Annotated in this window: 19 protein-coding genes; 2 read left to right on the top strand and 17 right to left on the bottom strand. The window is 35.6% G+C overall.

Annotated features, from left to right (window positions below; translation table 11 throughout):
• Position 1: 1 nt before the first annotated feature.
• The 11 genes from nusB to prfB all read right to left on the bottom strand — a co-directional run bounded on the left by nusB (position 2) and on the right by prfB (position 7,882).
• Positions 2-400: a transcription antitermination factor NusB gene (gene nusB, locus HMPREF1864_RS00090; RefSeq protein WP_062570827.1), complete on the bottom strand. Its 399-nt coding sequence runs from the start codon at positions 398-400 to the stop codon at positions 2-4.
• On the bottom strand, positions 397-783 hold the full coding sequence (locus tag HMPREF1864_RS00085) for an Asp23/Gls24 family envelope stress response protein (RefSeq protein WP_062570826.1): 387 nt from the start codon (positions 781-783) through the stop codon (positions 397-399). Before HMPREF1864_RS00085 ends, nusB begins: the two co-directional genes overlap by 4 nt.
• 348 nt (positions 784-1,131) lie before the next feature.
• Positions 1,132-1,866 (bottom strand): tRNA pseudouridine(38-40) synthase TruA, encoded by a 735-nt coding sequence (gene truA, locus HMPREF1864_RS00080; protein WP_062570825.1) that lies wholly within the window; start codon positions 1,864-1,866, stop codon positions 1,132-1,134.
• Complete coding sequence (locus HMPREF1864_RS00075; protein ID WP_062570824.1) at positions 1,863-2,660, bottom strand: energy-coupling factor transporter transmembrane component T family protein; 798 nt, start codon at positions 2,658-2,660, stop codon at positions 1,863-1,865. Before HMPREF1864_RS00075 ends, truA begins: the two co-directional genes overlap by 4 nt.
• A complete protein-coding gene (locus HMPREF1864_RS00070) occupies positions 2,653-3,519 on the bottom strand; it encodes an energy-coupling factor transporter ATPase (protein WP_062570823.1) in 867 nt (288 codons plus the stop codon). The genes HMPREF1864_RS00075 and HMPREF1864_RS00070 overlap by 8 nt, the downstream gene beginning before the upstream one ends.
• Positions 3,510-4,334, bottom strand: a complete 825-nt coding sequence (locus HMPREF1864_RS00065; protein WP_062570822.1) for an energy-coupling factor transporter ATPase — start codon at positions 4,332-4,334, stop codon at positions 3,510-3,512. The genes HMPREF1864_RS00070 and HMPREF1864_RS00065 overlap by 10 nt, the downstream gene beginning before the upstream one ends.
• Positions 4,335-4,391: 57 nt before the next feature.
• Positions 4,392-5,009, bottom strand: coding sequence for a DNA-3-methyladenine glycosylase (locus HMPREF1864_RS00060; protein WP_082718884.1), 618 nt, complete (start codon positions 5,007-5,009; stop codon positions 4,392-4,394).
• Positions 4,984-5,364: a YkvA family protein gene (locus HMPREF1864_RS08570; protein WP_062570821.1), complete on the bottom strand. Its 381-nt coding sequence runs from the start codon at positions 5,362-5,364 to the stop codon at positions 4,984-4,986. The genes HMPREF1864_RS00060 and HMPREF1864_RS08570 overlap by 26 nt, the downstream gene beginning before the upstream one ends.
• A gap of 61 nt (positions 5,365-5,425) precedes the next feature.
• The gene (pyrE, locus tag HMPREF1864_RS00050) at positions 5,426-6,055 is read right to left on the bottom strand and encodes an orotate phosphoribosyltransferase (protein WP_062570820.1); all 630 of its coding nucleotides are present in this window, start codon (positions 6,053-6,055) and stop codon (positions 5,426-5,428) included.
• Entirely contained in the window at positions 6,055-6,759 is a 705-nt protein-coding gene (gene pyrF / locus HMPREF1864_RS00045; RefSeq protein WP_062570819.1) for an orotidine-5'-phosphate decarboxylase, read from the bottom strand. Before pyrF ends, pyrE begins: the two co-directional genes overlap by 1 nt.
• Positions 6,760-6,766: 7 nt before the next feature.
• Positions 6,767-7,882, bottom strand: a complete 1,116-nt coding sequence (prfB, locus tag HMPREF1864_RS00040) for a peptide chain release factor 2 (protein WP_062570818.1) — start codon at positions 7,880-7,882, stop codon at positions 6,767-6,769.
• A gap of 629 nt (positions 7,883-8,511) precedes the next feature.
• On the opposite strand from prfB, the gene HMPREF1864_RS08785 reads away from it, so the two are divergent.
• Positions 8,512-8,595: a putative holin-like toxin gene (locus HMPREF1864_RS08785; protein WP_369817822.1), complete on the top strand. Its 84-nt coding sequence runs from the start codon at positions 8,512-8,514 to the stop codon at positions 8,593-8,595.
• Positions 8,596-9,189: 594 nt separating this feature from the next.
• On the opposite strand, the gene HMPREF1864_RS00035 is transcribed toward HMPREF1864_RS08785, so the two are convergent.
• The 6 genes from HMPREF1864_RS00035 to HMPREF1864_RS00010 form a co-directional block, all read right to left on the bottom strand.
• On the bottom strand, positions 9,190-9,630 hold the full coding sequence (locus HMPREF1864_RS00035) for an ATP synthase subunit B family protein (RefSeq protein ID WP_062570817.1): 441 nt from the start codon (positions 9,628-9,630) through the stop codon (positions 9,190-9,192).
• Positions 9,627-10,112, bottom strand: a complete 486-nt coding sequence (gene coaD / locus HMPREF1864_RS00030; RefSeq protein WP_062570866.1) for a pantetheine-phosphate adenylyltransferase — start codon at positions 10,110-10,112, stop codon at positions 9,627-9,629. Before coaD ends, HMPREF1864_RS00035 begins: the two co-directional genes overlap by 4 nt.
• Positions 10,090-10,656: a 16S rRNA (guanine(966)-N(2))-methyltransferase RsmD gene (gene rsmD / locus HMPREF1864_RS00025; RefSeq protein WP_062570816.1), complete on the bottom strand. Its 567-nt coding sequence runs from the start codon at positions 10,654-10,656 to the stop codon at positions 10,090-10,092. The genes coaD and rsmD overlap by 23 nt, the downstream gene beginning before the upstream one ends.
• Positions 10,657-10,710: 54 nt before the next feature.
• Positions 10,711-12,741, bottom strand: coding sequence for an ATP-dependent DNA helicase RecG (recG, locus tag HMPREF1864_RS00020; RefSeq protein WP_062570815.1), 2,031 nt, complete (start codon positions 12,739-12,741; stop codon positions 10,711-10,713).
• Between the two features lie 70 nt (positions 12,742-12,811).
• Positions 12,812-14,476: a DAK2 domain-containing protein gene (locus HMPREF1864_RS00015; protein WP_062570814.1), complete on the bottom strand. Its 1,665-nt coding sequence runs from the start codon at positions 14,474-14,476 to the stop codon at positions 12,812-12,814.
• 13 nt (positions 14,477-14,489) lie between these two features.
• Positions 14,490-14,843, bottom strand: a complete 354-nt coding sequence (locus HMPREF1864_RS00010; protein ID WP_062570813.1) for an Asp23/Gls24 family envelope stress response protein — start codon at positions 14,841-14,843, stop codon at positions 14,490-14,492.
• 180 nt (positions 14,844-15,023) lie between these two features.
• Here HMPREF1864_RS00010 and rpmB point away from each other — a divergent pair, with 180 nt between their 5' ends.
• The gene (rpmB, locus tag HMPREF1864_RS00005; protein ID WP_005955693.1) at positions 15,024-15,215 is read left to right on the top strand and encodes a 50S ribosomal protein L28; all 192 of its coding nucleotides are present in this window, start codon (positions 15,024-15,026) and stop codon (positions 15,213-15,215) included.
• Positions 15,216-15,333 lie beyond the last annotated feature (118 nt).

Here is a 15,333-nt window from a genome sequence, read left to right as displayed (position 1 = left end):
ATTAAAAACTCCTGTAAATTGTTCCCAAAATTCCGTTTATAAATTTAGGTGCTTCGTTAGAACTATAAAGTCTTGCAATCTCAACAGCTTCATTAATAGAAACCTCTTCAGGGATATCATCCTTGTAGAGAAATTCGTAGACAGCAATCCTAAGGATTTGCCTGTCAACCTTGGCAAGTCTTGCCATAGTCCAACCCTTTAAGTTCTTCTCTATTGTCTCATCAACTACTTCAAGCTTGTCCAAAATGTCTGGCACAGTCCTCTTGATGTAGTCAACTTCGTCTCCTTGGAATTCATGATTTTCCATAAAAAGATCTAGCTTGTCAGTGGAAAAATCATCATTAAGATCCATGGAGAATAGGGCCTGCATGACCCCTATTCTTGCTCTCTTCCTACTCATTTGACAACAGTCTTTTCAGAATTTTTTACAGCAATGCCGGAGATGTGAACATTCACTTCTACAACATCAAAGTCTGTCATATTTTCAATAGCTTCTTTAACTTCTTCTTGCACCCTTTCAGATACTTCAACAATTTTTATTCCATATTCAATAGTAATATATACGTCTACAATAGTTTCTCTCTCGCCAATATTAACTTTGACGCCCCTATTGAAATTTTTTGTATTTAAAATGTCAGTAACTTGAGACTTGAAGTTAGATCCAACCTTAACAACACCATCAACATTTTCAGCTGCAACTGATGCAACTGTAGCGATAACATCTTCAGAAATCTTAACTTTTCCTTCTGCCTCATTACCATTAACAAGATATTTATTATCCACTATTACACCTCCAAATTAACTAAAATAATTATACCAAATACTTCTTATATTATCAATTTATTGCACTTTGCCTGACTTTTTTAATAAGATATTTAAAAGTATAAAGACTTATGGAAGAGGATTTTAATTTTTTTATGACTTAATAAAAATTTCTAGCTCTTTGAGAAAGACTTAAGTGATAAAAATTTATGACTTTGTAAAAATTTATAAAGTCATAAATTTTTATGAAGTTGTAAGAAAAAAATAAGTCATAAATCTTTATAAAGTTAGACAATTTTTATAAAGTTATGAATTTTTATAAAGTTATGAAATCCTACAAGGTCATAAAAATAAAAAAAGCCCGCGGACTTAATACTTGACGTCAACCAAGTATAGTCCACAGGCAGGTGCTGTTGGTCCAGCAGCCTTGCGAGATTTTTTCTCCAAGGCTTCCTTCATATATTCAATTTCTCTTTGACCACGTCCTATCTCAAGGACAGTTCCCGTTACAATTCTTATCATATTTTTTAAAAAGCTCTTTGCCACAAAATCAAAATACAAAAAATCTCCATCTTCAATGACATCAATTCGCTCAATGCTCCTTATGGAGTCCTTGACTATGGCACCTTTTCCCATAAAAGAATTGAAGTCGTGTTCTCCTATTAAAGATGCAAGAGCCACCCTCATCCTACTTGGGTCAACTTCATAGGGATATTCATAGGCACGGTTGCATAAAAGGGCATGCCTGTATCTTGACCTGTGAACCACATAGCGATACTTCTTTAACTTTGCATCAAACCTTGCGTGAAAGTCATCAGGAACATACTTAGCATCAACAACTGATACATCATCTGGCAGGTTAAAGTTTAAAACCTTAGGAAGATTTCCAATGTCAATTGTGGTGTCAGAATAAAAATTTGCATATTGTCCCTCAGCATGAACTCCCCTGTCAGTTCTCCCTGCGTAAAAAATTTTCACTGGGTGCTTGACAGTCTTTTCTATTCCAAGATTTAATTCCCCTTCCACAGTCCTCTCATTTGGTTGCATCTGAAAGCCGTGAAAGTTGGTCCCGTCGTAATTTATTTTTATTAAAATATTTTTCATAACTTAGAAACCACAACTATTATTACAAAGAAGATTAGGTTGCCAAGGAAAATTAAGACATCCTTACCCACGATTTTTGAAGCATTCATCTTTGTCCTGCCATCTCCACCCCTGTAGCATCTTGCTTCCATAGCAGTGGCAAGTTCTTCTGCCCTCCTAAAGGAGTTAATAAAAAGTGGCACAAGGAGTGGAACTAAATTCTTTGCACGTTTAATAATATTTCCTGATTCAAAGTCTGCCCCTCTTGCCATTTGAGCCTTCATAATCTTGTCAGTCTCTTCAATAAGAGTTGGGATAAACCTAAGGGCAATTGTCATCATCATGGCAATCTCGTGACTTGGCACTCCAATCTTCCTGAAGGGTCTTAGAAGTGATTCAATCCCATCAGTTAATTCAATTGGAGAAGTTGTGTAAGTTAATAAACTTGTTCCAAGAACTAGGAGGATAAGTCTAATGCCCATAAAGACTGCAAGGTCTAGTCCCTCTTGAGAAATTTTTAAAAATTTAAAAGTGTAAATTGGGTCTCCAGGTGTGAAAAACAAGTTAATAATAAAAGTAACTAGGATAATCCACTTAAGTGGCTTTAGACCCTTTAGGACCATACCAAGAGGTAGCTTGGCATTTGCAATTATAAGTAGCAAGTATAAGACTACTGGCACATACATGAAAACAGATTTTATAAAAAAGAGCGAACATATAAATAAAATCATAGTTATCATTTTTAATTTTGGATCATACTTGTGGACGGCACTTTCACCAGGAAAATATTGACCAATTGTTATATCTTTAAACATTAGAAGCACCTCTCAAATATTTTATTAGAGACTCCTTGGCCTCTTCCACAGTGATAGCATCCTCATTTATGTCGAGACCCTTCTTCTTTAAAGTCCTCATAAGAGATGTGATTTGTGGAATTCCTAGTCCAACACCAAGTAGCTTATCTTCATTCCTAAAGATTTCCCTTGGCTCTCCATCCAAAAAGACCTTGCCCTTGTCGAAGACAATAATTCTCTCAGCAATTTTTGCCACGTCCTCCATGGAGTGGGAAACTAAAATTACTGTGATTTTTCTATTTTCATGAATACTTTTTATTTCACTTAGGATTTCGTCACGACCTCTTGGGTCAAGCCCTGCTGTTGGCTCATCAAGTATTAAAACTCTTGGCTCCATAGCAAGGACACCTGCTATGGCTACCCTTCTCTTTAGTCCACCAGAAAGTTCAAAGGGTGACTTGTCCTTATAAGTTTCGTAATCGAGACCAACGGACTCCATAGAAGACTTGACCCTTTCTTGGACTTCTTCTTCACTTATGTCTAAGTTTCTTGGTCCAAAGGCAATATCTCTTTCAATCGTTTCTTCAAAAAGTTGGTACTCTGGATATTGAAAGACTAGACCCACTTTTTTTCTAAGGTCAGTTAAGTTTGATCCAGACTTATCCACCCTAGTTCCATCAATAATAATTTCACCTGATGATGGCTTTAGAAGTCCATTAAGGTGTTGGATAAAGGTTGACTTGCCTGATCCTGTGTGACCGATGAGGCCAATAAATTCATTTTCTTCGATTTTTAGGCTTATGTCATCCACAGCCTTTTTCTCAAAGGGTAGACCTGGACTATAGACATGCTTTAAGTTGTTAATTTCTATCAGTGACATATTTCCTTCACCATTTCTTCTATATTTAAAACTTCCGTAGAAATTTCTAGTCCATCTTTCTTAAGTTCATAGGCAAGCTCTGTCACCTGAGGAACATCTAGACCCAGTCCCTTAATCTTATCAACTTGAGAAAAGACTTCTCTCGGTGTCCCTCTTAGGACTATGTTGCCATCTTCCATTACTACAACCCTGTCGCTTATGGCAGCCTCTTCCATGTAGTGGGTTATTAAAATAATTGTCTTGCCTTCTTCCTTGTTAAGCTTAACAAGGGTATCCATTACTTCCCTCCTACCACTTGGGTCAAGCATGGCAGTTGGCTCATCAAGAATTATATACTTAGGAGACATGGCAAGAATCCCTGCTATGGCTACCCTTTGCTTTTGTCCACCAGATAGAAGGTGGGGAGCATTCTTCTTGTAGTCACCCATGCCAACATCTTCTAAGGCTCTGTCAACCCTTCTTCTAATTTCACTTGGTTCAACTCCCATATTTTCTGGTCCAAAGGCAACTTCATCTTCAACAATTGTTGCTACTAATTGGTTGTCAGGATTTTGAAAAACCATGCCTGCAGTCCTTCTTATGTCCCAAATTTCTTCCTCATTCTTGGTATTCATTCCATCAACAAGGACATCACCCTGACCTGGTAAGAGTAGACCATTTATTAACTTGGCAAGAGTGGACTTACCAGACCCATTGTGACCTAGCAAGGCAACAAACTCTCCCTCTTTTATTTCTAAATTTATATCTTTTAAAATCTGAATTGCATTTTCATCTTCGTAGTCGTATTTAAAAGACAAATTTTTTATACTAATCATATTATCACCTTTATGTTAACCTATTATAAAGGATAACTTAACAAAAATCTATAAAATTTATTTGGATACATAGGGGTTATTTCTAAGACAAAATCTCAAGGGAAGTTTAGCGTCCTCGCCTGCATAATCTATTCCAATTCTCTTTGTAATTACAAGGTCCTTTTCAGGGACAGCTTCTCCCTCTCCTATGTAGAGATAGTCCTCTGACAAAATCTTTCCATTTAGAGACCTATCAATCCCTAGACCTTTTGATAACTTGCCTGGTCCGTTAGTTAAATTTTTTCTTTGATAGGCAGAGAGATTATCATAGGACTTGCCAAAGCGATTTTTTGCAATCCCATCTAAGTTGTAGATAGGCTCAACTCCACGAATTAATACAGCCTCAGGATGGTCCTCATCCCTTGTCACAATATTTAAGAGGTCATACATTCCATAAATCAAGTAAACGTAGATGTGACCACCTGGAAGATAAAGAGTCCTATTCCTATCAGTTATCTTTCCCCCATAGGAGTGACAAGCCCTATCCTCAAGACCAAGATAAGCCTCAGTCTCAACTATTTTTGCACAGAAAAAATTACCAGAAATATTTCTGATAATTTTCTTGCCTATTAATGATTTTGCAACTTCAACTGTGTCTCTCTTAAAAAAATCAATCTCTAGAATTTTTCCAGACATCATACTTTTCCAATTCCTTGTCAAATTTTTTAACTATATAAGTTAGCACGCTTAGGTCATCAAAGAATCCAAATAATAAAATAAAATCTGGTATTATATCAGCAGGATTTAAAAGATATAAAAAGCCTGCCAAGATTAAAAATATATCCCTCTTTTTTACTTCCCTATAATTGCCTTTAGAATAATCCATTACAAGACCTAGGGCAAGCATAAGCTCTCGTGAAATCTTTTTGAACAATTCCTTTTTATTTGTTCTTGACATGGACTCTTGAACAACCCTGTTAAGCCTATCTTTGTTTTTAAAAACCTGATGGGCATAGGGCATCAGCCTTTTCAAAGTTCTGTAATAATTCAAATTTCTCCCCCTAAGTTAAAATTTGCACTTCCCTTACTTGATTTCTTTACCCAAAAAGAAATTAGGCATTCATCCAGGAAGAATCCTTTGGATTGTCCCTAAATAATTTTAACTTTTCAATTTCACTTTCTTTTATATAGTCCATTTCGTGTGCAACTTCTATTAACTCATCAAAGTTTGTAAGTGAGTGGTGTTTAAAGCCAGCTGCCTTAAAGTTTTCTTCAGCATTTTTCATATTATAAGTGAAGATACTAACTATGCCAAGGACTTCATAGCCCACTTCTTCAAGGGCCTTTGCAGCTTCAATTGATGAGCCACCAGTTGAGAATAAGTCTTCGATAACTACAACTTTTGCTCCTTCAATCTTTGCACCTTCAATTTTATTTTGCTTTCCGTGGTCCTTGTTGGAAGATCTTACAAAGCCCATAGGAAGACCCATCTTGTCAGCAATAATAGCTGCGTGAGGGATGCCTGCTGTTGCAGTCCCCATTATATATTCCACTTGTGGATACTCTTCCTTAATTAAATCAACAAGACCCTTTTCTACTATGCTTCTATCTTCTGGATAAGAAAGAGTTAGTCTGTTGTCACAGTAGATTGGAGATTTTATACCAGATGCCCAAGTATAAGGCTCTTCTGGCGAAAGAGTAACAGCCTTTAATTTTAATAAAATTTTTGCAATTTCTCGCATTATTTTCCTCCTAAAAAGTCTTTTTTGATTTCTCTATATTCCTTTAGTGGGTCCTCTGCCTTAGTGATTGGTCTACCTACAACAATGTAGTCAGACCCAAGCTCTCTTGCCTCGCTAGGAGTTACAACCCTTTTTTGGTCATCAGTGCCTTTTACCTTCCTAATACCTGGAGTAACTGTTATAAAGTCCTCACCCAAGTTATCCTTTATCTTTGGCACTTCAAGAGCAGAACAAACAATACCACTTAAGTTAGCTTCCTTGGCAATATTTGCATAGGCAAGAACAACCTCATCAATGGACTTGTCCTTGTCAATTTGAAGTTCCCTGTGCATCACATCTTCATCAGTAGAAGTTAACATAGTAACACCTAAAGTTATAAGGTCACTTTTTTCCCTTTTAACAATTTCGCTGGCATCACTTAACATCTTCTTGCCACCAGCAATGTGGTAGTTAATCATGTCAACATCAAGAGCAATAAGGGAATTTGTTGCTCCCTTACAAGTGTTTGGAATGTCGTGAATTTTTAAATCTAAGAAAATCTTGTGACCAAGCTTTTTTATTTCCCTGATAATACTTGGACCTTCCTTGTAGAAAAGTTCCATCCCAACCTTTACATAGACCTCTTCATCTTTAAAGTCCTTTAAAAAATCAAGAGCCTTATCTCCACTTGGAAAATCTAGTGCAATAATTACATCCTTTGCCATATTAACCTCAGCTTTCTCCAGTCGCCTTATCTTGCAAGTAGGCGTTAATAAAGATATCTAAATCTCCGTCCATTACCCTTTCCACGTCACCAACATCTACATTAGTCCTGTGGTCCTTGACCATAGTGTAAGGTTGGAAGACATAAGACCTAATTTGTGAACCCCAAGCAATTTGTGAATAATTTCCTTGAAGGTCCTCAATTTTTTCCTTCTTTTCTTCTTCAGCAAGGGCAACAAGTTTTGCCTTTAACATATTCATTGCCTTTTCCCTGTTTTGGATTTGGCTACGTTCATTTTGACATTGAACAACAATCCCTGTAGGAATGTGAGTGATTCTAACAGCTGAATCAGTAGTGTTAACGTGTTGTCCACCAGCACCAGATGACCTGTAAGTATCAATCTTTAATTCTTCATCCTTGATTTCAACTTCTGTATCGTCATCAATTTCTGGGAAGACATCCACAGATGAGAAGGAAGTGTGCCTCCTCTTGTTGGAGTCAAAAGGCGAAATCCTAACAAGTCTGTGAACTCCCTTTTCACCCTTGAGATAACCATAGGCATTGTCTCCAGAAATTTTAAGAGTAACAGACTTAATACCAGCCTCGTCTTCCTTTAAGAGGTCAAGAGTTTCAACCTTGAAGCCCTTGTTCTCAGCATACCTAGTGTACATCCTTAGAAGCATACTTGCCCAGTCTTGGGCCTCAGTACCACCAGCACCAGCGTGGATAGAAAGAATTGCATCGTGGGAATCGTACTCGCCATTTAATAAAGTATTTAATTTAAAGTCAGCAGTGTCCTTTTCAATCTCATTAACAAGATTTTGGAAGTCAGAATAAGAAGAGTAATCTTCCTCGATTTCCATTAGGGCAATAAGGTCCTCTGCATCAGCAATCAAGTTAATTAACTTGTCGTATTGATCTATCTTTCTTTGGTATGAATTAGTTTCACGTATAACTTTTTGGGCACTTTCATTGTCTTCCCAAAAACCTGGTTCCATTTGTTTTTTGTTTAGCTCAACAACTTTTTTCTTAAGAGAATCTATCTCAAGAGATTCACCAAGAGACTTAGTAGTAAGCTTGGAATTTTCCAGGCGCTCCTTATCTAAATAGATATTTTGCTCCATAAAAATCCTCCTTTGTATTGCTTATTTTAGTATAACACAGTTGCTATAATCACACTAATATTTTGTTGGAAGATAGGAATAAATTTTGAGTTTGTGTTTTGAATTGAATAGTTTTGATTTTAAATTTTAATTTTTCCAACTTCATAAAATTTCATAAAGTCATAAATTTTTACAACTTCATAATTTTTCTTAAAGTCTTGACTTTTTTATAAAGCCCTAGCATTTTACAACTTCGTAATTTTTTATAAGGTTATATTATTCTATAGACTCAACAAATTTTTGCAGAGTCCTAAACTTTTATTGACTCATAAGTTTTCATAAATTAGTAAATAATTATAAAGTCCAAACTTTTCATACCTTAACAAATTCTTATAAAGTATCAAGTTTATAATAACTCATTAGATTCTACAAGTTCGTAAATATTTGTTAAGTCCTAACTTTTTTTAACTTAACAAACTTTTATAAACTCGTACACTTTTACAAGATAATATTATTTAACATCTGAAATATCTTATAGGCAGAAAAGACTTCCCAACCATAGAAAAATAAAACAAATAAAAAGATGTTATAATTAGCTTGAGGACATACGAAGGTGGTCACCTAATATAATTATTAGGAGGAATGACTAATTGAGTGATTATGAAATTCTATCATTAATGCTAGAGTTTGCAGCACTAATAGTCATCATCCTAACACTTTTCAAAAATAAGTAGTTAGAATGAAAAAATACCACCCGTATCGCTTGAACTGAACCCCAAAAGTTGGACTTAAAAACCAACTTAAGGAGGTCAGTTTTTTATTTGCCTTTTATTGCTTGTTAGTTTTAATTTTCATTCTTATTAGACTTTGAATTGTTCCATTCGATTTTAAATTTTTAACAAACTTACAAGTTTTGATTTTTAAGTTCTACTTTATTCTTTGCTCCTCATTAGTTTATAAATTTTGGTTTTTTATTTTTTATTGATTGTTAATTTACTAGGACTTTATAAATTTTGATTTTCAAATTTTACTTAACTCATAGTTTTCTATCACCTTGTAAGATTCAATTTTTAAATTTTACTTAACTCATAGTTTTCTATAATCTTATGAATTTTTATCGCTTTGTGAGATTCTATGACTTCATATAAGTTTGTGAAGTCATAATTATATACTGATTTATAAACTATTAAATTTACGCAGCAAAAAAGTGCAAGTTAGATTTTGCTTTCTACTTGCACTTTCTCTTATACTTTATTCTATTTTCTCTTTGATCTAATTTGTTGCAACAAAAAAGACCTAAGGTTGTGACTCAGGTCTATCTCTTTATTTTATCCTCTTAACTCTTGTCTATTTTCGTTAAGCATTTTTATAATTTCTGAAAGGTTTACTTGTGTGTTTTCAAGTAGTTCGTCTGCGTAGTCTCTGGCGCCTTCTCTTATTTGAGTTGACTCTTCTTTTGCAGATTTTAATATTTCAGTTGCTCTTTCATTTGCTTGTCTTACAAGTTCGTTTTCGTCAATAATCTTTTCTGAGTGAGCTCTTGCTGCAGAGATAATCTTGTCTGCTTCGTCGTGAGCTCCATTGATGATGTCTTCCTTGTCTTGAGCAATTTTTTGTGCTTCTGAAACTTCCCCAGGAATTTGTGTTTTTAATTCGCTAATAATTTCTAAAAACTCTTCCCTGTCTACCATTACCTTGCTTGTTAGTGGAATTTGTGATGATGTTTCCACAAGGTCTTCTAATTCTTCAACTAAATCAATTAAATTCATATCTTCCTCCTAAGTAATTTTTTCTTCATAGCTTCTCCTACAATAGGAGGCACGAATAAATCTGTATCTCCGTCAAAGTTGGCTACTTCTTTTGCAAGTGATGAACTCACAAATAAATTTTCATTGGATGACAATAAAAAGACTGTTTCTATCCTGTCTTTGTAATTTTTGTTTGCCATGGCAAGGGTGTATTCACTGAAGTAATCTGTTGCTGATCTAAGTCCCCTAACTACTACTTTGCAGTTTTTCCTTTTTGCGTATTCTACTAAGAGTCCGTCAAAGGAATCTACTTCTATTCCCTCCATGCCATCTAAGACTTCATGAAGGAGGGATTTCCTCTCTTTCACTGTGAAGAGTCCCTTTTTCGAAGTGTTGTCTAGGACTGCAACTATGACTTCTCCAAAGATTTCTCTTGCTCTTTTTATTATGTCTAGGTGGCCATTGGTCACTGGATCAAAGCTACCTGCATATATTACTTTCATTTTCATCCCATCCACATATAGAAATTGATGTGTTTCCATATTTTTTGTTTTTTATTTCTACAAAGCCTTCGCCTATTAAAAGTGGCTTATCTGTGCTATACTCCACAATTAATTTTCCATTTGGCTTTAGTATTCTATATTCTCTTATTAGTTTAAAGGCTTTTTTGTATAAGTCTCGTCTTTCGAAGGGTGGGTCCATGTAGATGTAGTCGAATTCTGTGTCAAGGTTTTTTATAGCCTGATTTAAATGGTTTTCTATGACTATAGCCTGGTCTGTGAGTTTTGCCTTGTCTAGGTTCTTCTTCACACAGTCTATGGCTTCCTTTGACTTGTCTACAAAGTAAGCTTTTTCGGCTCCCCTTGATAAAAATTCTATTCCATTGGCTCCAGAGCCACAAAATAAATCTAAGACTGTAACGTCAAAGAAGTTTTGTCCCAAGATGTTGAAAACTGATTCCTTAACCCTGTCTTCTGTGGGTCTTGTATCCAGTCCCTTGGGAGCTATTAATTTGAGTCCCCTTCTATTTCCTGAAATTATTCTCATAAAGCCTCCAAATTAGTTTTATTTTACCATAAGAAAGGATAATTTAAAAGATGTTTAGTTTAAATCTGAGTAAAATTCAGTGATTTCTTTGTTTAGGTAGGAATATTTTTCTCCTTCTAAGTTTGGATCCTCTCCTAGGATTTTTTTCACGTCATCTGCTGCGTATTTTAAAATTGTTTCGTCTCTAAAGGGATCTGCAAGTCTTAAGTTTGGCATACCTGATTGTCTTGTCCCAAGTATATCGCCAAAGCCCCTAAGCTCTAAATCCTTGTTGGCAATATAAAATCCGTCATTGGAGTCCGTCATTATCTTCATCCTCTCCCAAGAAATTTCACTTTTAGAAAGATTGTAGAGGATGCAGTAGGATTGTTGATCTCCTCTTCCAACTCTACCTCGAAGTTGGTGGAGGGTTGAGAGACCAAATCTCTCTGCGTTGTAAATCATTATGACGCTGGCGTTGGGTACGTTGACTCCAACTTCTACTACTGTTGTGGATACCAAGAGCTTGATTTTATTTTCTGCAAAGTCATTCATAACTTGATTTTTTTCTTCTGCCTTCATCTTGCCGTGAAGGAGTCCTACATTAAAACCACTAAAATATTGGCTTAGTTCTTCATAAACTTTTTCCACTGCTTGCAAGTTTTCATAGTCTTGGTTTTCTTCTATTAGAGAACAGATTACATAGGCCTGCCTTCCCTCTGATAATTCTTTTTTTATAAAGGCAAGAGATTTTTCCAACATATTTTCATTTATGGCTATTGTTTTAATTGGCTTACGTCCCTTTGGCATAGACTTTATTATGGAGACGTCAAGGTCTGCATAGAGGACAAGGCTGAGACTCCTTGGGATTGGTGTTGCCGACATAACAAGAGTTGCTGCGTCCTTGTTTTTATTTTGGAGCATATTTCTTTGGACAACTCCAAAGCGGTGTTGCTCGTCAATAACATTTACTCCCAACTTTTTAAAGACTACATTTTCTTCTATTAAGGCATGGGTTCCTATGAGGATGTCAAGTGATCCTATCTCGAGATTATCTAAGATGTCCCTCTTTGCCTTCTTGGAAGTTGAACCAATTAAGAGTCCAACTTTTATGCCTAGGGGTTCTAGTAATTCTACAAAGGATTCGAAGTGCTGCTTTGCCAAGATTTCTGTTGGTGCCATAATAGATGACTGATAACCATTTAGGTAGGCAAGGTACATTATTATAATAGCAATAATTGTCTTACCACTACCAACGTCACCTTGGATAAGTCTGTTGATGGCCTTGCCATCTTTCATATCGCTGAAGATTTCTTCTAGGACTGTATCTTGTCCTTCAGTCAATTTAAAGGGAAGCTTATTTATAAAATCAAAGACTTGATCTTTAATTTCAAACTTGATAGCATCTCGCCTCTCGTTTTGGACCTTGTTCTTTAATATGGAAAGCTCAAACAAAAATAGTTCTTCATAGATAAGTCGCTCCCTGGCTTGTATGTAATTTTTTCTCGAATTAGGAAAGTGTATGGACCTTATGGCATCATTCTTACCGAGAAAAGAATATTTTTCTAGAATTTCTCTTGGTAGGTTTTCCCTAAAAAGTTTTTCTCCTATTACTTGGTCTACAACTTTTTCAAAAACAAAATTGTTTAAACCTTCAGTTAAATTGTAAATTGGAGAAATCTTGCCAAGCTTCTTTAAGTTGTCGACTTCTTCGATTTCAGGGCTTGACATAGTAACCCTTCCCCTAAAGTAGTCTGCCTTGCCATAGACTAGGTAGTATCTTCCCGGCAAAATTTTGGAGTTAAGGTAGAAGGCATTAAAGAAGGATAATTCTACTTGACCTGATTCATCTTCTGCCAAGAAGCTTGTGAGGGTAAGTCCCTTTCTAATTCTTCTGTTTTGAAGTTTAGAAAGTATTCTTACCTTAAATGTATTTTTCTCTCCAATCCTAGCTTCTGAAACCCTAGTTACCTTTGAAGAGTCTTCGTATCTTCTGGGATAAAAGTGGAGAAGGTCTTCAATTGTATAAATTCCAAGCTTGTGAAAGAGTTCTGCCCTCTTGGGTCCAATTCCTTTTAAATTTTTTATAGGGTCCCATAAGTTCATATTTGTCTCCTATTTTATTTCCTATAAGAAAAGCCCAAAGCAAAACTTCGGGCTAATTAATAATCTAAATTTATTCAAGAGATATGATGTAGTAGTAGATTGGTTGGTCGCCTTTTATTACATCTATATCAATGTCTGGATATTTTCCTTCGATAGCTTCACGAACTACTTCTGCATCTTCTTCATTTACATCTTCTCCATAGAAAAGAGTAACAAGTGAAATATCTTCGTCCATTAGCTTGTCCACAGTGTCTAAAACAACATCATAGACAGTCTTGCCACTGGAAATTATATTCTTGGCTGCAATACCAATAATGTCGTCTTTGTGAATTTCTTTTCCATTGATTGTAGTGTCCCTAACGGCATAAGTTACTGATGCGTCAATTACATCTTGGATTGCTTCCATCATATTTTCTTGATTTTCTTCTTTTGAAGCATCTTCATTGAAGGCAAGCATAGCTGCTATACCTTGTGGAACAGATTTTGATGGAATAACAATGATTTCCCTATCAGAAATATCTCTTGCTTGTTCTGCTGATAAAATTATGTTGCTGTTGTTTGGAATTAGGTAGATTACCCTGCCACCAACCTTGTCAACTCCCCTTAAGAAGTCTTCTGTTGATGGGTTCATAGTTTGTCCACCTGCAACAACATAATCAACGCCAAGAGATTTAAAAGTTTCTGTCATTCCATCTCCCATGGAAACAGTGATGAAGGAATAATCTTTTTCTTCGATTACTTCTCCCTCTTCTTCTCTCTTTTTAGCTTCAGCTACTTCTGCATCGTCAAAGAGAACTTCCCTGTGTTGGTATCTCATATTGTCAATTTTAATATCTTGAAGTAGTCCAAGTTCGCAAGCATGTTGGAGGACAATTCCTGGGTCGTTGGTATGAACGTGAACCTTAATAAGGTGACTTCCACCACCACCAACTACTAGAAGGCAGTCTCCTAGTGGAGAAATCTTTTCTCTAAAGCTATCAATGTCTTCATAGTCTGTATTTATAATAAATTCTGTACAGTAACCATATTTTAAAGAAGTATCTGCTTCAGTGAATTGAATTTCTTTTTGGGCCTTTTTCTTTAGGGTTTCGTCATCGCTTTGATCAGCAATGTCTTCGCCCTTTAGGACCTTAAGCGCACCTTCAAGTAGAACGACAAGACCCTTACCACCTGCATCAACAACTCCAGCTTCCTTTAAAACTTCAAGTTGGTTTGGTGTATTATCAAGGGCTTTATTTGCTTCTACTATTACATCTTCTAAAAATGTAATTGAGTCTTCAGCCTTCTTGTAATGTCTAATGGCAAAGTCAGCAGTTTCTCTTCCAACTGTAAGGATTGTTCCTTCAATAGGTCTCATAACAGCCTTGTAAGTTGTTTCACTTGCCTTTTTGAAGGCATGAGCAAGGTCAGAAGTGCTTGCTTCATTTATACCTTCAAGGCCTTCTGAGAAACCTCTTAAAAGTTGTGAAAGAATAACACCACTGTTACCCCTAGCTCCCATAAGGGCACCACGAGCTGCAGCAGCTGAAACATCTGCAGCAGTAAAATCTCCTTCTAAACTGTCGATTTGTTTTAAGGCAGATTTTGATGTAAGGCTCATGTTAGTTCCTGTATCTCCATCGGGAACAGGGAACACATTAAGAGCGTTGACCTCTTCCTTTCTGGATATTAGATAATTTACGGCTCCCTTAAAAATTTCTTTTAATAGGGGACCATTAATTTTATTTATTTCCAAAATCTTACCTCCACTACTTAAGTCTAATACCTTCTACTAGGACCTCAATGTTGTCAACTTCAAGTCCTGTTAAATTTTCTATATTAAACTTAACTCTCTCTATAATATTTTCACCAACAGTAGAAATTTTAACTCCGTATTCTAATATAACGTGAAGTTCTATAGAAATTTCATTTTCGTCAGTCTTTACTACAATTCCCTTTGAAAGATTTTCGAATCTCAATAATTCAAAAATTCCATCTGCGGCATTTTTTGATGCCATTCCAACAATTCCGTAGGATTCCATAGCTGAAATTCCTGCTATATTTGCAAGTACGCTATCTTCTATTACAATGTTTCCAAGTTCTCTATTTATAATTGCCGGCATGAGGGCACCTCCTTATCTAATACATTATATCAGAACTTGTCCTATATTAACAGATTTTCAAAATATCCTTTGTAAAAAATTATAATTTAGTGTAAAATAATAACATATTGAAAAAATATTTGCACTTAGCGGGCTTTTTTGATAAAATATTGTCTGCTTAATAACTAAAGGAGGTGCGTTATGGCTAAAAGATGTGAAATTTGTGGAAAAGAAAAATCATTTGGAAATAAAATCTCTTTCTCTCACTCTCGTTCTAACAGAAGCTGGTCTCCTAACATTAGAAGAGTTAAGGCTGTAGTTAATGGATCAAGAAAAAGAATTAACGTATGTACTAGATGCCTAAGATCTGGTAAAGTCGAAAGAGCTATATAATTAAGGGTCTTGGTTAAGATCCTTTTTTTATTTAGGATTTACATATTCTCCCTAGTGGAGTTTCAATAAGAAAACCCCTTGAGTATGAACTGACCCCCAAAAGTTGGACTAACAAACC

The sequence above is a fragment of the Peptoniphilus sp. DNF00840 genome (assembly GCF_001553125.1).
Classification (GTDB): Bacteria; Bacillota; Clostridia; order Tissierellales; family Peptoniphilaceae; genus Peptoniphilus_A; species Peptoniphilus_A vaginalis.
The sequence above is the reverse complement of the archived record's forward strand: the minus strand, read 5'-3'. Positions and strand labels throughout refer to the sequence as shown.